Here is a 20556-nt window from a genome sequence, read left to right as displayed (position 1 = left end):
CGGCTCATCCCTCAATGAGCTTTTATTGAGCGTTTTTGGGGGAGGGTAAGCATGTCTCGAGTGTACAAGCCTGGTCGTCTGGCGACCGCAGTGAAGGTCGGGGTATTGGCGGCAACGACGGCCGGCGTCTGGCCGACGGCAACGGTTGCGGCATCGGTGCCGGGGCAACAGCAGAGTTCGGTGCGATCCTTCGACATCGCCGGGGGCAGCCTGACCGAAGTCCTCAGCCACTTCGCCAGCGCGGCGGGTGCGGCCATTTCGTTTGATGCGCGACAAACCGATGGGCTGAAATCCCCCGGACTCAAAGGTGCGTTCGGCGTCAGCGAAGGGTTTGCGCGGATTCTGGGTGGCAGCGGCCTGCAGGCGGAACCCCAGGCCAATGGTACTTATGTGCTGCGGCCAGTACCGGCGGCCGGCTCGGCGCTGGAACTGGGTGCTACCAACATCAATGGGCAAATGCTGGGCGCGACCACCGAGAACAGCGGCTCCTACACCACGGGTGCGGTCACCATCGGCAAGGGTGAGCATTCGCTCAAGGAGACGCCGCAATCGGTCACGGTGATGACGCGCAAAATGCTTGATGACCAGAATCTGAACACCATCGACCAGGTCATGGAAAAGACCCCGGGCATCACCGTCTACGACTCGACCATGGGCGGCAAGTACTTCTATTCGCGTGGTTTCCGCATGTCGGGCCAGTATCAGTACGACGGTGTGCCTCTGGACATGGGCAACCTCTATGTTCAGGCCGACAGTTTCAGCGGTGACATGGCGTATTACGACCGGGTCGAAATTCTTCGCGGCGCAGCGGGAATGATGAAGGGCGCCGGTGGCACCGCCGGCGGGGTCAATTTCGTGCGCAAACGCGGCCAGACTGCCGCGCACACAGACATCACGCTGTCCGGTGGCAGCTGGGACAACTATCGCGCACAGGTCGACACCGGTGGCCCGCTGAACGAATCCGGCACCCTGCGGGGACGGGCCGTGGTCGCCGAGCAGAGCCGGCATTATTTCGTCGACGACGCCAGTCGCAAGGATCAGGTGTATTACGGCGCGCTCGACGTCGACCTGAGCCCCGACACCACGCTGGGGTTGGGCATTGCCTATGAAGACGTGGATGCCAGCCCTTGCTGGGGTGGCCTGCCGCGCTACCGGGACCACAGCGACTTGAAGCTCAGCCGCTCGACCTGTCTTGATCCTTCGTGGAACACCTGGCGCAGCCAGCGCACCACGGTTTTCAGTGACCTGAATCACCGGATCAACGACGACTGGACCTTGAAGGTCGCCAGTGTCTATACAAAAAACACCCAGGACATCAAGTACGCATTCGCTTCCGGCGCGGTGACGCCCGGCACCAATACCACCGGCATGCTGGGCAGCATGTATGACTACGATCAGGTCGATTACGGTCTGGACGCCTACGTGGATGGCAAGTTCGACGCGTTCGGCCAGCAACATGAATTAGTCGTGGGCTTCAACGCCAGCCGTTCGAAAAAGGACGACTTCTACTCGGTGGCGTTTCTGCCGCAACGGCAGAACGTGTTCAACCCCGACAAGCATATTCCGCAGCCGGATGACAGCTACTTCATCGATAACTCGTCTCGCGGCGGGCCGGTCAATTCAGTGACTAAACAGAAGGGCGTTTACTCGACACTGCGTTTGAAACTGGCGGATCCGCTGACTTTTGTCGTCGGCAGTCGGGTGAGCTGGTACAACTCCGATACCGACTCCGACTTCATCAACACGGGCACCTCGGAACACTCCAGCACCACAGAGACCGGGCAGGTCACGCCGTTTGCCGGTGTGCTGCTGGACCTGAACGAGAACCTGACGGCCTACGCCAGCTACTCGGATATCTTTACCCCGCAAGGCAACTTCCGCTCGGAAGACGGTTCGGCGCTCAAGCCGCTGGTGGGCCAGAGCTACGAGCTGGGGATCAAGGGCGCCTGGTTCGACGGTCGCCTGAACAGCGCCTTCAACCTGTTCCGTACGATCCAGAAAGATCAGGCGCAGACTGACTTCAACTCGTCCTGCCCGTCATCCGATGGTTATTGCTACGCCAACGCCGGCAAGGTTCGCGCCCAGGGTTTCGAGGCCGAGATCAGCGGTGAGGTCATTGAACGCCTGCAAGTGCTGGCGGGTTACACCTACACCCAGACCAAAACCCTCGACGACATCGACACCAGCCTGAACGGCGCAGCGTTCAACAGTTATGTGCCTCGGCATATGGTGCGTGTGTGGGGCGATTACGCCTTGAGCGGGTCGCTCGAGCGATTCACGATCGGTGCTGGCGTCAACGCGCAAAGCGATAACTTCCGGGTTTCACCCGCCAGTGGCGAGAAAATCAGCCAGTCGGGTTACGCGATCTGGAACGGCCGCATCGGCTACCGCATCGATGACACCTGGTCGGTTGCGCTCAACGGCAACAACCTGTTCGACAAGCGCTACTACGCCACGATCGGTACTGAGAACTTCGGTAATTACTACGGTGATCCACGCAACTTCATGGTGTCGGTCAAGGCGAGCTTCTAACGCCGACGGCCTTGAAAACGCCGCGCAGTCGGTGAATGAAATGCCCGGATCGCAGGATACGGGCATTTTTTTTTAACGCAGGGACCCCTGTTCGTCGGATAGCCGAAAAAGGATCAGGCTGCCGCCGCGACTATCCGCTACTACTTCAATCAGCATTCAAGTTATCGATGGAGTGCCCAATGCTCCCAAGATTCGTGGTGGTCCCTGCGATACCCAAGGACGCGGCGGCCAAGCGTCGCGGCATACACCCTTACCGCCAAATCGAACCGAGATGTTTCGACATCTATGACAATCAGCAAAAAAGAAGACTTGAAGTCGGCTATGCGAGCTGTGAGGAAGCCGAAAAGGAATGTCAGCGTCTGAACACCTTCAGTGATGCCCGCTATCGATTGAAGCCTACCCGTTGAGGTAATCCGGCCACTGCGCGCAGACGAGGATCAGCTCAACGTGCTGACCTTTCTTTCCACAACCCTGAAACTCAAGTGCACTGACGTTCCCTGTTGTTCATGGCTGGTCAGGCTGACTTCTCCGCCAAAACTCTCCATGATCTGCTTCACCATGATCAGGCCGATACCCAGCCTGCCTTGCCTGGTGGTGTAGAAGGATTTGTAGGCCATCATTTCCTGCTGCCGTGACGTTCCTTCCCCACTGTCATTGATGGTCAGGTGCAGCCATTGGTGCGCTTCATCCGCACGGGCCTGGATGGTCAATTTCCCGCCTTCCGGCATCGCCTCTATGGCATTGGCAATGACGCTATTGAGAATCTGAGACAGCAAAAGCGGATTACTGATTATCCTGGGGGTGGGCTCATCTTTGAATTCGACCTGGATTCTGGATTGAGTCAGTTGTGCGTTGAAACTGGTCAGTGTGGCCAGTACCACCGCCATCGGCTCCACCAGCTCTGCCTCTCCTCGGATCGGGCGCAGGCAGAGCAGCAATTCATGCACCCACTGCGACATCCGATCCACCTGACTGACAATATCGTCGATGTTCTTCTTCGCGGGCTGACCGTCCATGTCGTTCGCCAGTTCTGCGCTCGTGCGAATGCAGGCCAGAGGGTTACGAAGACTGTGAGCGACCGCCGTGGACATCTCGACCAGACCCACGTAGGTCTTGTTGGCGACGAGTTGCGCTTCCTGCGACGTCAGCTGGATCGATGCTCGTCGGACAATCCAATACAGTGCGACGTACAAGAGCAGGCCGCCCGCGGCCGTGGATAGCCAGATAATCCAGTGGCCACGATCAAGCCGTTCGATCAGATCCACTGGCTCTTTGTAAATCTCCACCACCGCCAAAGTATTTCCCAGGTCATCCACCAGGGGGATGTAGCTCTCGATGAAGAACATTTTGGGAGGATGCAGGAATTGCTGTTCGGGACGGATTTCATCAGCGTTGCTGTATTTGGTGGAAACCCTGTCTTTAGAGCTGAATGCCGCCTCCAGCGCCTCGTCGTTCAGAAACTTTTGTCCGATAAGCTGCGCATTGGTCGACCACATTACTGTCCGAAGCGGAGAGTAGATGCTGATCAGGAGTGAGTCGGGGAGGTGCGAAAGGTGGTCGAGGAACTCAGAGCGTGCGCGTTGCCTGTTCTGCGTCATTTCTTCCGACAGCATTCCATACTGGGTGGCGGCCAGCACATCGCCCATCCGCATACCGGCCAGCCCGTGATGGCGTATCTCCCCCTTGGCGATGGTCTGGATAAACTGCGCTGACAACAGGGCGTCGCGCTCCAGACTTTCGGTGACCAGAAAACGGGTCGACACTGAGCCCAGCCCGACAGCTATCGCGCTGATAAGGAGGAAACTGATGATCGAGAACCATCGCAGGAGGTTAAACGGCTTGGTAGGGGTAATCGAGTCAGCCGCACCCCGATGCAAACGCCTGAACACAGCTGATAGTGCCTGCATGGGGAGAGTCCTTTATCTGTTGCTTATCCCGTAGTAGCCGCTTGAATCACTCAATACAGCCTAGATGAATTCCCGGCATTCTCTATGCCAGACGGCTTGGCAAATTTCCGAAGCCAACATAATCCGGTCGTCCAGGACGGCGCATTCGTTCCGTTCGACGCATCAGCGACCGGCGGACCTCAGATTGAACGCTGGTTTACCCGAGCCATGAGTTGCTCGGCGGTCTCCTTGCGTTCCGAGTAGCGATCCACCAGAAACTCTTGGCGATCGCGCAGGAGTTGGGTGAACTTCACCAGTTCTTCCATCACATCGACGACCCGGTCGTAGTACGCCGAGGGCTTCATCCGACCGGCCTCGTCGAATTCCATATAGGCCTTTGGCACCGACGATTGATTGGGAATGGTGAACATGCGCATCCAACGACCCAACACGCGCAGCTGATTGACCACGTTGAAGGACTGCGAACCCCCGCAGACTTGCATCACCGCCAACGTCTTGCCCTGGGTCGGGCGAACGGCACCGAGTGCGAGCGGAATCCAGTCGATCTGTGCCTTGAACACCGCCGACATCGCGCCATGCCGTTCCGGCGAACACCAGACCTGACCTTCCGACCACAGCACCAGGTTGCGCAGCTCCTGTACCTGAGGATGCTCGATGGGGGCATCATCCGGCAGTGGCAGTCCGGATGGATTGAAAATGCGGGTCTCTGCGCCGAAGTGTTGCAAAAGGCGAGCGGCTTCTTCTACCAGCAGGCGGCTGAACGAACGCTCTCGGGTCGATCCGTAGAGCAGCAGGATGCGCGGTTTGTGATCGCTTGGGCGGGGCGCAATCTGCGTGTCATCGAACAGCGAGAGGTCAAGGTTGGGAAGATGCTCTGACATATGTTCTCCTGCTCAGAGAGCGCCGATTCGATCCAGCTCGCGTTTGAGTTCATCGCGGCTGAGACGGTTGAAGGAAAGGTCGAGAAACGCTTTGCAGCGCTGCTCGATGCGCATCAGTGTGGCGCGAAAGGCGGCATCAACAGTCGCTTCGTCACTCGCTAACTCGGAGGGATCTTCCAGGCCCCAATGGGCTTTCAGCGCCGGCCCGAAATACACCGGGCAGCTTTCACCCGCAGCCTTGTCGCACACGGTAATGACGATATCCGGCGGGTTGTCCTCGAAATCGTCATTGCCTTTGCTGCTCAAGCCTTCGATGGAGATGCCGGCCTGCTCCAGGGTGGTCAGGCTGCGCGGCAGCACTTGCCCCTTGGGAAAGCTCCCGGAACTCACCGCTTCGAATCCTTGCGGCGCCAGGTGATTGAACATGGCTTCTGAAAGAATGCTGCGGCAGCTATTGGCCGTGCACATGAACAGGACTCGCATGGATGACTCCTTTGCGCGTGGGGGACTTAAAAGGCTCAGGCGCAGGGCCGAGCGGGTGATCGACGGAACCGCAAGGGTCAGCAGCACGCCGCGTCACGAACAGGACGTCCGTCCATGTTCTGCAGGCGGTAGGCGTTGTTTTGCAGCCAGTCGGCATTAGCCAGCGATGTCACCTGCAGAATCTCATGCACCCAGGCGGGGAGATCCGGATTCAGGCGGTAATAGACCCACTGCCCCTGACGGCGATCGAGCAGCAGTCCGCTGCTACGCAGTTGGGCGAGATGGCGACTGATCTTCGGCTGACTGTCGTCGAGGGCGCACATCAGCTCGCAGACACACAGCTCACCCTGGTCAGCGATCAGCAGGGTGGCACGGACGCGGGTCTCGTCGGCCAGGCTCTTGAATACCTCGGGAGGCGTGATCATGGGAAATGCCTTTACATATGGATAATCGAATATACGGATATCAATATGTAAATGGCAAGCCCCAAGTTGGGCGTGGTAACCATTGAGCTGGTTGCTGCAGTGGCCTTTGCAATCCACGAACCCATGTCCCATTCAAAAGTATTTAAGCCAGCCGATATCGCGACGGCGCGCCTTCAATGCGGCGAACCAACGCACAGGCAGATACAAGCTTGCAGCCAGAAGCACCGCCGTCAGCCACACCGCCCAGATGCTGTCGAAACCGAAGTGGCTGCCTTGATTCATGCCGAACACTGCCACGCTGACCAGATACATCACTTTCAGGACGTACAGGTGGAGCAAGTAGAAGAACATCGGCGCCGCGCCAAATACCGCCAGGGTGCTGATCCATTTGCGTTGCTGGGCCCGCTCAAAGCCAAGCAGCAGCAACAGGCCCACCCCTAGCGTCAGCGAAAGGAAGAGCAGGGAAGGGGGGTATTTGGTGATGTTGAAGAAACTCATCACGGTTTGCAGGGTGCTTTCATAGGTCACCCAATGAGCCTCGCCATAACCATTGACCAGGCGCAGAGCAACGAAGCCGGTCAGCGCGCCGGCCCCGGCCATTAACAGACAGCGCTGACGCACGGTGGTGGAGGCGGAGCGAGTGAACCAGGGGCCGATGCAGTAACCCAGGGCGATCACACCGATCCACGGCAGGACAGGGTAAGAACTGCGCAGGCGCAAACTGTCGGAGAATTCGAGCCAGCCGCGATCATGCAGGATTGCCCAAGGGATGTGCATCGCCGATCCGACCGGGAAGTGCAGGGGATCGAGCAGGTTGTGCCCGGCGATGATGACCAAGCCCAAGACACAGAGAACTGGCCGAGGTAGCCAGACCAGTGCGGCGAGGGCAATCATGCTGACGCCAATCGCCCAGATCACTTGCAGGTAGATCACCGTGGGCGGGAACTGGAATGTCCAGGCGAAATTCACCAGGGTGAACTCCAGCAGCACGAGGAACAGGCCTCGCTTGAACAGGAAGGTTGATACGTCGTGCTTGCCCTGGTGCTTTTCGCCGTACAGGTAAGCGGACAGTCCAGTGAGCAAGACGAACACCGGCGCACATAAATGGGCGAGCGTCCGGCTGAAAAATAACGTCGGTTCAGTGGTGTCGATGGCCATCGGGTCGGTCACTTGGCGGTGCAGGAGGAACGTCTCGCGCACGTGATCCAGCAGCATGAATAGGATCACCAGGCCCCTGAGGGCATCGATGGACATCAGGCGTTGACTGACGCTCGTGGTGGGCGGGATTTGAATTAAGTGGGTCATGGAAAGTCGCAGGCAGGGAGTGAATAGCGCTGCCGGTAGACAACCGACAGCTCATATGTTGTTATCATATAACATACCGTATGACCCTGTCTTTGTCGGCGCGGATTCCTGCTTGAGCAAGCTGTCGTCGTGCTGCAAAAGCAGAAAGCACAACACCGGCGCCAGGCCGGTGTTGTGGTTTTTCTTCGTCACGTTTACCTCGGCTAGCCGAGCGCAACGCCACCCAATCGGGTGACTTAGAAGCGGTACTTCGCCGAAGCCGTAATACTGCGCGGTGCACCGTAGGTCAGGGCGCCGTAGGCGTCGAAGATATCGAAGTACTTCTGGTCGGTGATGTTGTCGGCATTCACCTGGGCCGAGAGGTTTTCGGTGATTTCGTAGCGGGCCATCAGGTTGACCAGCGCGTAGGCGTCCTGCTGGATCTTCTCGGAGTTGCCTGCCGGGTTGATGGCGTAGGTGTAGATCGAGTCCTGCCAGTTGACGCCGCCGCCGATGGTGAGCTTGTTGAAAGCTCCGGGCAGGCGGTAGGTGGTGAAGGTGCGCAGCAACTTGGTCGGGTACAACGTGTTGACGTTGTCGCCGTTGGCATCTTCGGCGGTGAACTGGGTGTAACCCACCGATGCATTCCAGTTGGTCGCGAGCTCGCCGGACACTTCCAGCTCGAAGCCCTTGCTGGTTGCGCCTTCACTGGCCTCGTAGGCGAAGCCGCCGACCGGGTTCGAAGGATCGATCAGCTGGCCGGTGTTCTGGCCCAGGTTATCTTGTTTGATCTGGAAGATGGCTGCGGAGGCGTTCAAGCGGCCGTCGAAGTATTCACCCTTCAAGCCGATTTCCGTGCTCTCGCCAACGATCGGCTCCAATGTCTGGCCACTGCTGTCGCGTACCGACTGCGGCAGGAAGATTTCCGTGTAGCTGGCATAGGCCGAGAGGTTGTCGGTGAGGTCGTAGACGATGCCTGCATAGGGGGTCAGCTCGTGATCGACATCGACCTTGCTCACTTCCGAGAAGACGTCATCACTGGTCTTCTCGTACCAGCTTTCACGGGCGCCAAGAATCACTTTCAAATCGTCGGTCACGTTCAGGCGAGTGGCTGCATAGAGCCCCTTCTGCCGGGTCTCGCTGTAGCCGTAGTCGGTCCGCGGGCCCCATACCGGCTCTGCAAAATTGCCGCTGTAGGCATCGAAATCGGTAATCCCGTCAAAGCCGGTTTGCGCGTCGAGTGAATCGGCGTCGAATTTCTGCTTGCTGTCCACATAACCGAAGGCCAGATCGTGGTCACGGCCCAACAGCTTGAACGGGCCATTGAAGCGGATGGCGTAGTCGTCCTGGGTGGTCTCGGTCTTGTAGGTCGCCGGGAACGAAAACATGCCGGAGCTGCCGTTCCTGCCTGGATTGCCGGACAGGTACAGCAGGGAAGAGTCGCCGGTGCGCTCGCCACGGTTGTAGCTGAGGTTGACTTGCCAGTCGTTGGCAAAGGTGTGATCGAGATTGACGAAGTAGGTCTCGTAGGTGGTGTCCCACTTGCTCCATTTGGCGGAGGTCGACTTCGAGCGGCTCCAGTTGGTGCGGCCGCCGTCGGCGTACCAGACGGGCAGGCCGCCCCACATCGGCGAGTCGGCGTTGCTTTCTTGCCGGCTCAAGCCGAACCAGAGCGTGGTGTCGGGCGTCAGGTCGATGTCCATGGTGCCGTAGACGGTCTGACGCTTGTTCGAGTTCATGTCGATCCAGGTGTCACCCTCGTTGCTCTCCGCGACCAATCGCCCGCGAATGGTGCCTTCCTCGTTCAGCTTGCTGGCGACGTCAGCCTCGACGCCATAGGTGTCCCATGAGCCGGCGCTCAGTTCCAGCGAACCCTTCAGGTCAGTACTGCTGGCGCGTTTGCGCACCATGTTGATGGACGCGGAAGGGTCGCCGGCACCGGTCATCAAACCGTTGGCGCCACGCACCACTTCAACGCGGTCATACATGGCCAGGCTGCTGAAAATCTCCCCCGAACTCCAGGGTTGTTCGTAGATGGTGGGTACGCCATCGATCATCAGCGAGTTGAGCTCAAAGCCACGGGCGTTGAACTGCGCCCGGCTGGTCTCGTAGCGGTTGACCGAAACACCGGTGGCATTGTTGACCACATCGAGGATCGTATGCAGATCCTGATCCTGGATGCGTTGCTGGGTGATGACGCTGACCGACTGCGGCGTCTCCCGCAGGGACATGCTCAACGGCGTGGCCGTGCGTGCAGCCTCAGTCGTGTACGAGTGGGTGTCTTCAGTGACCGCACTGCGCTCGCGAACGGCCGTCTCCGTGACAGCGATAGGGGCCAAGGTCAGAGAACTCCCTGTCTCTGTTTGTTCGGTTTGTTCCGCCGCCTGCGCGGATGGCGCAGCAAAGGCGATACCGGCTGCAAGCATGTGCACTGCCAGGGCCAGGGGGCGCACAGCCAGCTGCGCGCGGGGCGGAACGGTGTTTTGTGAACACAGGGAGATGGTGTACATGCGCACTCACATTTGGTTTTGTGTTATTGAGAATCGATATCATACGCAAATGTGATGATTTGTTAAATACTACTTGTAATGTCATTGCATATCTTTCGCATGCAGGGCGCCTGCGATCTTGCTCGCGCAAAAAAAAGCCCCCACCGATTTGCGTCGATGGAGGCGAAGGCAACACGTTCACAGTCTGGAGGCAATCGGGAAGAAGATCGGCGCGAGGATCAAGATGATTGTAGCCGATCGGCGTCAGGCCCTCGGAGAGCACCCAGTTGGTGATTTGCTGAGGGATCTGCTCGGTGGTCAATACATGGGCGAACAGCATCGCGTTGGCGATGTTGCGCCGAAGCACAGGGCGTTACGTCATCGACTTGGGCGGCACGGTAGAGGCTGCCATGTCCCACGTCAGCAGTAGCTGAGTGATGGCCGCATCAATGACCTCGTGCCGCGTGTTATCTCGAGCGAGGATGGAAATACCCTGCAGGAAACTGTCGAACACCGTTGCCATCGCGGGCGCATGAACAGTGCCCGGTAACTCACCGCTACGGATCCCCCGCTCGACACACGCCAGAATCCCCGCGCGAGTGCGGGCGCGCGAGTGGGTCAGGGCATCGACTACCCGCGCATTCTCCGGGCTGGGCGCGCTCATCACGCCGAGGGCCACCATGCAGCCCTTGGGATGACCGTCTTCACACTGCATGCGCGCCGACTGGCGCAACGCGGTCTCGATCGCCTGGCGTGGCGGCAGGCTCTCGTCCCACAGGCATTCGGTGACCTGGGCGAAGGTCGTCAGGTAACGCTGCACGCACTCATCGAACAAGGCTTCCTTGGAACCGAACGCGGCGTAAAAACTCGGCGCGGAAATCCCGCCCCCCAGTCCGGCTTTCAACTGAGCGAGGGAGGTCGCGTCGTAGCCATGTTGCCAGAACAGGTGCAAGGCCTGTTCCACGGCTTGGTCGCGGTCGAAGGTGCGGGGTCGGCCCATTTGCGCCATTGCAAGATTCCTCTGGATGACGAGATAAATACTAATCGATACATAAGTCGTTGACAACGAGTGATGACAGCCCTCAACATTTGTATCGATCAGTATTTAAATCTGAAATCTCACTCAAGGAGTCTTTCCGTGACACCCTCAATCACCTTATCGGCAGCGCCCGAACGTTTGCCCATCGGCGCCTTGCTCGCCCTGGCCATGACCGGCTTTATCTGCATCGTCACCGAAACCCTGCCCGCCGGCCTGTTGCCGCTGATCAGCGAAGGCCTGGCAATTTCTCCCTCCATGGCTGGCCAGATGGTCACCGCCTACGCCCTGGGCTCGGTGCTGGCGGTCATCCCCATGACTATCGCTACCCGCGGCTGGCGTCGTCGTAACGTGCTGTTGCTGACCATCGTCGGCTTCTTGCTGTTCAACTCCATCACCGCGCTGTCATCCCACTACGGCGTGACCTTGGTGGCGCGCTTCTTCGCCGGCGTCGCGGCGGGGCTGGCCTGGAGCCTGCTGGCCGGCTACGCCCGCCGCATGGTCGCGCCCCATCAACAGGGCAAGGCACTGGCGCTGGCCATGGTCGGCACGCCGATTGCGCTGTCCCTGGGCGTGCCCCTCGGTACCTGGCTGGGCGGCCTCGTGGGTTGGCGCACCACCTTCGGCGTCATGTCGGCCCTTACCCTGGTGTTGATCACCTGGGTACTGGTGAAAGTTCCTGACTACCCACCCCAGGCTGCGCACCAGCGCTTGTCGCTGCGCACAGTGCTGACCACGCCGGGGGTGCGGCCGGTGCTGGCGGTGGTGATCAGCTGGATGCTGGCACATAACATTCTCTATACCTACATCGCACCGTTCGTGGCGTCGGCGGGGTTGGGGGGGCGGGTGGATCTGGTGTTATTGGTGTTCGGCATTGCGGCGTTGGCGGGGATCTGGCTGACTGCCAAACTGGTTGAGCCGTTGTTGCGCAAGACCGTGTTGCTGAGCCTGGCGACGTTTGCCGCGGTTTGCGTGTTGTTTGGCTTTTTGGGTAGCGTGCCTGAGGTGATCTACATCGGCGTGATGGTCTGGGGCCTGAGCTTCGGCGGGGCGGCGACCTTGCTGCAAACGGCGCTGGCGGATGCGGCGGGAGACGGGGCGGACGTGGCGATGTCGTTGAATGTGGTGGCCTGGAATAGTGCGATTGCCGGGAGCGGGGTAGTGGGAGGGGTGTTGCTGGACAGATGGGGCGTCGCCTCTTTTCCGTGGGCGATGCTGGTATTGGCGGGCGCGGGGTTTGCGATTGCCTGGGGAGCTCGGGCCTACGGCTTCAAACCGGGGCCGCGCGCGGCTGGCAGGCTTGCGGCGGCGGGGCATTGAACCCCAGGAAAAGCCGCTGGCGGTTGCTGCCTGGCTCGGAAACCACGCCCATGGGGCCCGTTATTGCGCAGTCTCATCAGCGTAGCACCAACGGTTTCGGCCGCTGTGCTTGGCTCGATACAGCTGCGCATCAGCCGACTTCAGCAAGGTGGCCGGCCTCACGTCTTCGACGCCCGGCTGGCGCGTAGTGATGCCTGCACTGGCAGTGACCAGACCCAAGGGGTGCTCGGAATGCTCGATGTTCAGTGATCGAATGGCCTGCAAAATGTCTTGGGCGATCTTGATTGCGCCGGCGCTGTCCGTGTTGGGTAGCAGCACTGTGAATTCTTCTCCGCCGTACCTGGCGGCCAGATCCCCTGGTCTTTTAACCACTTGCTGGATCGCGCCGCCCACCGCGCTCAGGCAGTCGTCGCCTGCGGCGTGCCCGTACCGGTCGTTGTAGCGTTTGAAGTAATCGACATCGAGCATGATCAATGACAGCGAAGAACGCTGACGCTTCGCCAGGCGAATCTGATACAGCAGCGCACTGTCCAGGCGTCGGCGATTGCCCAGTCCGGTCAGGCTGTCGGTCAATGCCATGTCGCGCATGGCCTGGTGCGCGTGACGCAGCTCCCGTTCCATCACCATTCGTTGACGCAGCTGACTCAGGACGATGAGTCCGAACACCCCAAGTACCGCGATCAGGAACACCAACACCAATCCGGTTTTCAGTAGATCCCGGCGCCAGGGCGCCGTGATGGATTCGCGGGAGAGGCCGGCTTCCACGACCAGGGGATAGGTAGTCAATGCTCTGTAACCGTACAGGCGCTCGGTGTCGTCGATGACGGCTTTGACTTCTGCGACGCCTTCGTTGGAGTTCGGCAAATAGTTATTGAATATCTCGCTGTTCGCCAGGCTTTTCCCGACCACCGAAGCGATGAAGGGACGCCGCACCAGGATGGTTCCGCTGCGCATGGCCAGGACCAGGGCGCCCTTGTCGTCAATCTTGAAATCGCCGTAGTAGTCGACGAAGTAGCTGACCTTGACCGTCCCCAGCAGGACGCCGGCGAAGGAGCCATCCGGGTTGTTCAGCCGGCGGGAGACGGGGATGATCAGATCGTCGGTGGATCTGCTTTTGACCACCTCACCGATACGCACGTTGCGATCTTCGTGGCTGCGGTGGTACTGGAAGTAATCGCGGTCGGCGTTGTTCGCGGTCTCTGGCGTCACTTCCTTGTCCGTCACGATCCACTGGCCGTCAGGGCCGTAGATGAACAGCCCATGCAGTTGCGGCATGATTTTCGATTGCTGGACCAACAGCTTGTGGATGCGAGGGACGTCGAGGCTCTGCAAGCCGTCGCCTTCGACCCTTTCACCGAGCGCTGCGGTCAGCACATCGACTTGCCGGATGGCATCTTCAGCATGCTGGGCCGTTGCACGCACCAGATTGGTCACAGAGTCGCGGGCAGAGGCAAAGGCGGAACGATAGTCACGCCATGTACGCCAACCTTCAACGGCCAGGAAGGCCACGATCACCACAAGCATGAAGCTCACGGTGAGGCGGAAGGTCGCTGCGGCTCGCACGGTTTTTACAGAGGAAATTTCAGTGGCGCTGTCTGCCTTGGGTTCCGGCTGTTTGCGTCCCAGCATTTACATGTCCTTCTACGACTGATTTGTACGCGCCATATGCGATGTCCGATCTTACCCCTGAGAGTAAGACATGTATCCCCTGTGCTTAGTGCTTCAACGAGTGGTACCAGTCAAACTTGCGTTTTTGGTGTAACGTTAGGGGACTAACCACATAGAGATACCCATGTCTAAACTCGCAGAATTTCGTCAGCTGGAAAAACACCTGGCCGAGCAACTCCAAGCCCTCGAAGCGTTGAAGGGTGATGCTGGCTTGAAGCAGGAAATTGAATTCGAAAAGAAGTTGCGTGATTTGCTTGCCAAGTACGGTTACAGCTTGAAAGACATCGTCAACTTGCTGGATCCCAACGCTGGTCGCCGCGCACCGGCTGCCGAGCAGAAAACAGGCACGCGCAAGCCTCGCCAGTTGAAGGTCTACACCAATCCCGAGTCGGGCGAAGTTGTGGAAACCAAGGGTGGCAACCACCGCACGCTGAAAGAATGGAAAGCCAAATACGGTTCGGACACGGTAGAGTCCTGGCTGGCCAAATAAATTCCCCCTGTAGGAGCGAGCTTGCTCGCGAAGGTCTCAAGGACGACGCGTTTATTCAGAAATAACGCGTTATCGTTAACGTCCTTCGCGAGCAAGCTCGCTCCTACAAGGGCGCGAAGCTACTGAGCGGGTGTCAGCCCGGCCTCAAAGCTGATCCGCATCAATCACAGCCTTGGCAAACGCTTTCGGGTCTTCCTGCGGCAGGTTGTGGCCGATGCCGCCGCTGATCAGCCGGAACTCGTATTTGCCGGTGAAACGCTTTGCGTAATCTTCGGGGGCAGGGTGCGGTGCGCCGTTGGCATCGCCTTCCAGGGTGATGGTCGGCACGCTGATGGAAGGCGCTGTGGCCAGTTTCTGCTCGAGCGCCTCGTACTGAGGCTCACCCTGGACCAGGCCCAGGCGCCAGCGGTAGTTGAAGACGGTGATCTCGACATGGTCGGGATTGTCCAGCGCCTTGGCGCTGCGGTCGAAGGTGGCGTCATCGAATGCCCATTTCGGCGAAGCCAGTTGCCATATCAACTTGGCAAAGTCGTGGGTGTTCTTCTCGTACCCGGCACGACCGCGGTCGGTGGCAAAGTAAAACTGATACCACCACTGCAATTCAGCCTTGGGTGGCAGCGGATTCTTGCCGGCCGCCTGATTGCCGATCAGATAACCGCTGACCGAGACCAGCGCCTTGACCCGTTCTGGCCACAACGCCGAGACGATGCCGGCCGAGCGCGCGCCCCAGTCATAGCCACCGAGCACGGCCTGTTTGATCTTCAGCGCATCCATGAAGTCAATGACGTCACTGGCCAGTGCAGCCGGTTGGCCATTGCGCAGGGTTTTGTCGGACAGGAAGTGCGTATCGCCGTAGCCTCGCGCATAGGGCATCAGCACTCGATAGCCCTTCGCCGCCAGCAAGGGGGCGACCTCGTCATAGCTGTGAATGTCGTACGGCCAGCCGTGCAGAAGAATCACCACCGGCCCGTCGGCCGGGCCTGTTTCGGCGTACGCCACGCTCAGCAGTCCGGCCTTGACATGCTTCAACGGGCCGAACGGCGAGGGGGCCGCATGCGCGGTGCCGCCATTGATCGCGGCGGGCTGCGCGGCGGCGGGCGTCTGCGCGTGGGCCGCACCCAGTGCGCCAAACAGGGCGAACGCCAGCAGCGACGAGCCGAGCAGACGGTGGCGGGTTTTAGCGGTTTTATTCTGCAGTGCCATGTTCATGGTCATGTCTCCGTTGCAAGCCGTTGGCCAGGGGGTCTGACTGATCCCTTTGAAACCTGGCTTGCATTTGAACCCGGCGACGTGTCAGGCCTGTGTCGAAACGCAGGCCGGGTGAAAACCTGTGTATCAAGGTGTCAGTTAGACATACGTTGATACACAGTGCAGCAGCAGAATCGCTACGCAGATCAGAAGCGAGGCGGGCGCGTCGAGCCGGCGCCACGGGGCTCCGATTCCCTGAGCATTGCCCGCGCTGGATCGGGTAAATCAGAGGAGGCGCTTGAATGGTTGGTGGCCTCCAGTCTGGAAGCGCGTTTGCTAACCTCATTGATATTGACCGGACTCAACGTGATATAGGCGCTGTTGACGCGGAAGGTCGCAGGCACACCCTCCTTGTAAAACTCGAGGCGTTTTGCATTGCCAACGGCGAACCATCCATCGGCGCGTAATGCTTTTTCCAGAGCCTCGCGCTCTTTGGGCTGAAATTCAAGACGTATGGAGCGGTAGGTCAGTTTGTCCAGGGCCACACCGGTGATTTTGGCGCCTCCCATGGGATCCGCCTCACTGGAAAAGTTGTCTGTGACATCAAGTGTTATTTCAGCGCTGCTGGCCGTTGCGCCAAAAACGACCATTGGCTGGCTGCGCGAGCAGGACAGGTAGTTAAAGTAATCAACGCACTCCGTGAATCCTTGCGCTTTCCCCAGCGCTTGGGTGCCGGGGACAGAGAGCCCCGAAACCTGAACGGTTGACAGGCGTTCAGCAGCGTGTGCAGTACCTGCTACCAGCAGAAGAAAGATCGCTCCCAGCTTGTTCATATCACAGCTCCTACAGATCTATTGAGTTCGGAATGAATCATGGATCGCCTGCCGATCTCTGGCGCGCTACTGCTATACCGGAACCGTGCTGGCAATTTGCTCTCGAGAGGATGTTAGTCGTTAAACTGGCTTGCGGTGGCGGCGTGAACATTAGTTCAGAATCTGCGACCGGTGGTCGTCTTGCGCGCCGCAGCGCTCGATCACTCCGTCAGGCCCATTACGAGGACCCCACCATGCTTCAGTACTCCGTGGAATACCTGTTCAACGGCGAGCCCCGCGCCCACAGGTTCGAGTTCAAGCAGCCTCAGCTGCCCGTCCATGAGGCGGCGATGCACCTGCTACAGCTGCATTTCGGGGATGGAGAGAACAGCCTGATCATGCCCACTGCGGACGCAACGCCGCAGGAGGTTTTAAAACAGGCTGAGCTGGTAGGGCTGACGCAGATCAGGGTTGTCGATCAACCCGGTTGATGCCAGGGCAGAGGTCAATCTCTTCAGAACATCACGCACTTCGCACCGATGTGCTCGGGCGCTTTAAGGTTCCCTGTGCCGTGGCCAAGAGTATGCCCTGCGCGGAGTGCAGCTCAGGACCGTACCCAAGTTGGAAAATGAGACGGCCTCCAAACCAGCGAACGCCCTCCCAAAAAAAAGACCGCTGCAAACGCGGCGGCCAGAATCAGCCAATACAGCCAAGACTCAAACTTTTGCCGGGTTCTGCTTCTCCGGGTCAATCCCATAAAGCGCAATTGCCTCGGCGACTGTTTCCCTTGGCACTCCTGCGTCATCGGCCAGCGCTTTCAAGGCCGCCAACACAATGAAGTGGCGATCCACTTCGAAAAACCTGCGCAGCGATTCTCGGGTATCCGACTGGCCGAAACCGTCGGTGCCTAATGCCACGAAGCGTCGCTTGGGCACGAACGGGCGGATCTGGTCGGCGAATATTTTCATGTAATCAGTCGCTACCACCACCGGGCCCTGTTTATCGTGCAGGCAACGTTCAACGTGACCGATGCGTGGCGCCTGATGTGGGTGCAGCAGGTTCCAGCGTTCGGCCTCCTGGCCGTCGCGACGCAGTTCGGTCAGGCTGGTGACGCTCCAGACTTCGCTGCTGACGCCGAAGTCCTGCTCCAGCAACTGCGCGGCGGCAATCACTTCTTGCAGGATTGAGCCACAGCCCATCAGTTGTACGTGCCTGCCTTCGATTGGCTGCGCCGGAGCCGAGAGCCGATACATGCCTTTGAGAATGTCCTGCTCGGCACCTTCGGGCATGGGTGGGTGGGCATAGTTTTCGTTGAGCAGGGTGATGTAGTAATAGATGTCTTCGTTTTCGACATACATACGCCGCATGCCATCCTGGATGATCACCGCCAGTTCATAGGCGAAAGTCGGGTCGTAGGACACGCAGCACGGCACGGTGGAGGACAGCACATGGCTGTGACCATCGTCATGTTGCAGGCCTTCGCCCATCAGCGTGGTCCTGCCGGACGTGGCGCCCAGCAGGAAACCCCGTGCGCGCGCATCGCCTGCCGCCCAAGCCAGGTCGCCGACGCGCTGGAAGCCGAACATCGAATAAAAGATGTAGAAGGGTACCGTCGTCACGCCGTGGGTACTGTACGAAGTACTCGCCGCGATCCACGACGAAATCCCGCCGGATTCGTTCAGCCCCTCCTGCATGATCTGGCCATCGCGCGCCTCCTTGTAATAACTCAGCTGGCCGGCGTCCTGAGGCGTATACAACTGGCCAACGTGGGAATGGATGCCGATCTGGCGGAACAGGCTTTCCATGCCGAAGGTGCGTGATTCGTCCGGGACAATGGGCACGATCAGCTTGCCGATGTTGGGGTCTTTGAGCAAAGTGCCGAGGATGCGCACAAACGCCATGGTCGTGGAAATTGCGCGCTCGCCAGTGCCTTTGAGTTGGGTGTCCAGGGCCGACAATGGCGGGATCCGCAACGGCTCGACCGCACTGAAGCGTGCCGGCACGTAACCGCCCAGTTGGGTGCGCCTGGCTTGCAGATAGAGGGCCTCGATACTGTCCGCCGCCGGTTTGAGGTAGGGCATGTCGCCCAGTTGATCGTCACTGAGGTCCAGCGCGAAACGATCACGGAACGCTTTGACCGCGTCCTCTCCCATCTTCTTTAGCTGATGGTTGATGTTCTGGCCTTCGCCTGCTTCGCCCATGCCGAAGCCTTTAACGGTTTTCGCCAGGATGACCGTCGGCCCGCCGGTGTGGCGCATGGCGGCGGCGTAGGCGTTGTAGACTTTTTCCGGGTCATGGCCGCCGCGAGAGAGCTTCCAGATTTCTTCATCGCTCAGGTCGCTGACCAGTTCCAGCAACTCGGGGTATTTGCCAAAGAAATGCTCACGTACGTAAGCGCCGTTCTGGGATTTGTAGTTTTGATAGTCGCCGTCCACGCATTCCATCATCCGCTGGCGCAACAGGCCGCTTTCGTCCTTTTCCAGCAAGGCGTCCCAACCGCTGCCCCAGATCACTTTGATCACGTTCCAGCCGGCCGCCCGGTACAGGCTTTCAAATTCCTGAATGACCTTGCTGTTGCCGCGCACCGGTCCGTCCAGGCGCTGGAGGTTGCAGTTGACGACAAAAATAATATTGTCGAGCTTCTCCCGACCCGCCAGGGAAATCGCCGCCAGGGATTCCGGCTGGTCCATTTCACCGTCACCGAGAAACGCCCAGACTTTGCGTCCTTGATGCTCTTTCAGGCCCCGGTCTTCTAGGTAGCGCATGAACCTGGCCTGATACGCGGCGGTGATCGGCCCCAGTCCCATGGACACCGTCGGAAATTGCCAGAAGTCCGGCATCAACCTGGGGTGCGGATAGGACGAGATTCCCTCGCAGTCAGTCTCGCGGCGGAAATTGTCCAGCTGTTCTTCGCTCAGGCGACCTTCCAGATAGGCGCGTCCGTAGATGCCCGGTGAAGAGTGGCCCTGGATATACACCATGTCGCCAGCAAACTGCTCGGTGCGCCCACGGAAGAAGTGCTCGAAGCCGACGTCGTACAGGATGGCCGCCGAGGCATAGGACGCGATGTGCCCGCCCACATTCGAATGCTTGCCCGCGCGCAGCACCATGGCCAAGGCGTTCCAGCGGATATAGGCATTGATCCGGCGCTCTATCGCCAGGTCGCCGGGGTAGGGCTGCTGACGATCGACCGCAATGGTGTTGACGTAGGGCGTAGTGACCCGCCCGTAGAAATCACCATGGCGGTTGGCATCGAAATCCAGCATCTGATCGATCAGATAGTGGGCGCGGGAGCGTCCTTCGACGCTCGCCACCGATTCGATGGATTCGAGCCATTCGCGAGTTTCTTGTGGATCCTCGTCGAGAAACAGGGGTTGTCGTGCCATCGTCGTCTCCTGGGCAGTGCAGCAGCACCGAGTCGTTGGGTGCCTGGCTAAGGGGCTGGTCGACGCCAGCCTTGAATCATGCATGTAGTTGCAATTGCAACTACATGCGAGAACTTAGCCTGCTGCACGCTACAATTGCAACTAAATAGATTTCATGAAAAAGGTGATGCATGTCTTCAAGCGATCCGGATACCTGGTTCAGATTCGTCAGGGCTCACCGCTGTGTGATCCGGGAAATCGAGCGTCGACTCGCGGCCGCGGGGCTGCCGGCTTACGCTTGGTACGACGCGTTATGGGGCTTGGAAAGCGGCCCTGACGGCACCCGGCGGATGAGCGAATTGGCTGACGTGATGGCGATCGAACGCTACAACCTCACCCGGTTGGTGGACCGTCTGGAGGCCGAAGGCCTGGTGACTCGCAGCCGTGCCAGCGATGACGGCCGTGGTGCGTATGCCGCCATTACCGAGAGCGGGAAAGCGTTGCGTAAAAAAATGTGGCAAATCTATGAAGGGGCGGTGGACGAGCTGTTCCTGTCGCAATTCGATGACGAGCAACAGCGGTTCTTCAGTAACGCGCTTGAGCGGGCCGCGAGCGCGGCGCGCAACAGTGGGCGAGCGGGTTGATGTTATCGGGTCAATGCAGCCGATAACGGTCC

At 59.2% G+C, this 20556-nt stretch carries 16 protein-coding genes and 1 pseudogene; 5 read left to right on the top strand and 12 right to left on the bottom strand.

Annotation, left to right across the window (positions count from 1 at the left end; all coding sequences use genetic code 11):
- Window positions 1-51: 51 nt before the first annotated feature.
- Complete coding sequence (locus ACA041_RS19765) at window positions 52-2532, top strand: TonB-dependent siderophore receptor (protein ID WP_497436189.1); 2481 nt, start codon at window positions 52-54, stop codon at window positions 2530-2532.
- 437 nt (window positions 2533-2969) lie between these two features.
- On the opposite strand, the gene ACA041_RS19760 is transcribed toward ACA041_RS19765, so the two are convergent.
- The 8 genes and pseudogenes from ACA041_RS19760 to ACA041_RS19725 form a co-directional block, all read right to left on the bottom strand.
- On the bottom strand, window positions 2970-4439 hold the full coding sequence (locus ACA041_RS19760; protein ID WP_497436187.1) for a sensor histidine kinase: 1470 nt from the start codon (window positions 4437-4439) through the stop codon (window positions 2970-2972).
- A gap of 179 nt (window positions 4440-4618) precedes the next feature.
- On the bottom strand, window positions 4619-5320 hold the full coding sequence (gene arsH, locus ACA041_RS19755; RefSeq protein ID WP_497436185.1) for an arsenical resistance protein ArsH: 702 nt from the start codon (window positions 5318-5320) through the stop codon (window positions 4619-4621).
- A gap of 12 nt (window positions 5321-5332) precedes the next feature.
- Window positions 5333-5803 carry an arsenate reductase ArsC gene (locus ACA041_RS19750; RefSeq protein WP_497436183.1) on the bottom strand — a complete coding sequence of 157 codons (471 nt, stop codon included), beginning with the start codon at window positions 5801-5803 and terminating at the stop codon, window positions 5333-5335.
- A gap of 77 nt (window positions 5804-5880) precedes the next feature.
- Window positions 5881-6228, bottom strand: coding sequence for a metalloregulator ArsR/SmtB family transcription factor (locus tag ACA041_RS19745; protein WP_497436179.1), 348 nt, complete (start codon window positions 6226-6228; stop codon window positions 5881-5883).
- A gap of 132 nt (window positions 6229-6360) precedes the next feature.
- Window positions 6361-7533: an acetyltransferase domain-containing protein gene (locus ACA041_RS19740; protein ID WP_497436176.1), complete on the bottom strand. Its 1173-nt coding sequence runs from the start codon at window positions 7531-7533 to the stop codon at window positions 6361-6363.
- Window positions 7534-7769: 236 nt separating this feature from the next.
- Window positions 7770-10022, bottom strand: a complete 2253-nt coding sequence (locus ACA041_RS19735; protein WP_497436173.1) for a TonB-dependent siderophore receptor — start codon at window positions 10020-10022, stop codon at window positions 7770-7772.
- Window positions 10023-10202: 180 nt separating this feature from the next.
- A pseudogene (locus ACA041_RS19730) lies at window positions 10203-10353 on the bottom strand (C4-dicarboxylate ABC transporter permease); the annotation flags it as partial.
- Window positions 10354-10374: 21 nt separating this feature from the next.
- A complete protein-coding gene (locus tag ACA041_RS19725) occupies window positions 10375-11010 on the bottom strand; it encodes a TetR/AcrR family transcriptional regulator (RefSeq protein ID WP_497436171.1) in 636 nt (211 codons plus the stop codon).
- A 129-nt stretch (window positions 11011-11139) separates the two neighbouring features.
- Between ACA041_RS19725 and ACA041_RS19720 the strand changes: the two genes are divergently transcribed.
- A complete protein-coding gene (locus ACA041_RS19720) occupies window positions 11140-12357 on the top strand; it encodes an MFS transporter (RefSeq protein WP_497436168.1) in 1218 nt (405 codons plus the stop codon).
- Window positions 12358-12417: 60 nt separating this feature from the next.
- On the opposite strand, the gene ACA041_RS19715 is transcribed toward ACA041_RS19720, so the two are convergent.
- The gene (locus ACA041_RS19715) at window positions 12418-13986 is read right to left on the bottom strand and encodes a sensor domain-containing diguanylate cyclase (RefSeq protein WP_497436166.1); all 1569 of its coding nucleotides are present in this window, start codon (window positions 13984-13986) and stop codon (window positions 12418-12420) included.
- A 163-nt stretch (window positions 13987-14149) separates the two neighbouring features.
- On the opposite strand from ACA041_RS19715, the gene ACA041_RS19710 reads away from it, so the two are divergent.
- The gene (locus ACA041_RS19710; protein WP_497436163.1) at window positions 14150-14515 is read left to right on the top strand and encodes a histone-like nucleoid-structuring protein, MvaT/MvaU family; all 366 of its coding nucleotides are present in this window, start codon (window positions 14150-14152) and stop codon (window positions 14513-14515) included.
- A 144-nt stretch (window positions 14516-14659) separates the two neighbouring features.
- On the opposite strand, the gene ACA041_RS19705 is transcribed toward ACA041_RS19710, so the two are convergent.
- Together ACA041_RS19705 and ACA041_RS19700 are read right to left on the bottom strand one after the other, a co-directional pair.
- Window positions 14660-15724, bottom strand: coding sequence for an alpha/beta fold hydrolase (locus ACA041_RS19705; protein WP_497436158.1), 1065 nt, complete (start codon window positions 15722-15724; stop codon window positions 14660-14662).
- A 185-nt stretch (window positions 15725-15909) separates the two neighbouring features.
- Window positions 15910-16536: a hypothetical protein gene (locus ACA041_RS19700; protein ID WP_497436155.1), complete on the bottom strand. Its 627-nt coding sequence runs from the start codon at window positions 16534-16536 to the stop codon at window positions 15910-15912.
- A gap of 233 nt (window positions 16537-16769) precedes the next feature.
- On the opposite strand from ACA041_RS19700, the gene ACA041_RS19695 reads away from it, so the two are divergent.
- Window positions 16770-17006 (top strand): hypothetical protein, encoded by a 237-nt coding sequence (locus ACA041_RS19695; protein ID WP_497436153.1) that lies wholly within the window; start codon window positions 16770-16772, stop codon window positions 17004-17006.
- Window positions 17007-17231: 225 nt separating this feature from the next.
- Here the strand turns inward: ACA041_RS19695 and aceE are convergent, their stop codons facing one another.
- Window positions 17232-19901, bottom strand: a complete 2670-nt coding sequence (gene aceE, locus ACA041_RS19690) for a pyruvate dehydrogenase (acetyl-transferring), homodimeric type (protein WP_497436150.1) — start codon at window positions 19899-19901, stop codon at window positions 17232-17234.
- Between the two features lie 170 nt (window positions 19902-20071).
- Here aceE and ACA041_RS19685 point away from each other — a divergent pair, with 170 nt between their 5' ends.
- A complete protein-coding gene (locus ACA041_RS19685; RefSeq protein WP_497436146.1) occupies window positions 20072-20524 on the top strand; it encodes a MarR family winged helix-turn-helix transcriptional regulator in 453 nt (150 codons plus the stop codon).
- The last annotated feature ends 32 nt before the right edge of the window (window positions 20525-20556 follow it).

This window comes from Pseudomonas sp. LBUM1676 (assembly GCF_059695605.1).
Note: the sequence above shows the minus strand (reverse complement) of the source record. Positions and strands in the feature narration are given on the sequence as shown.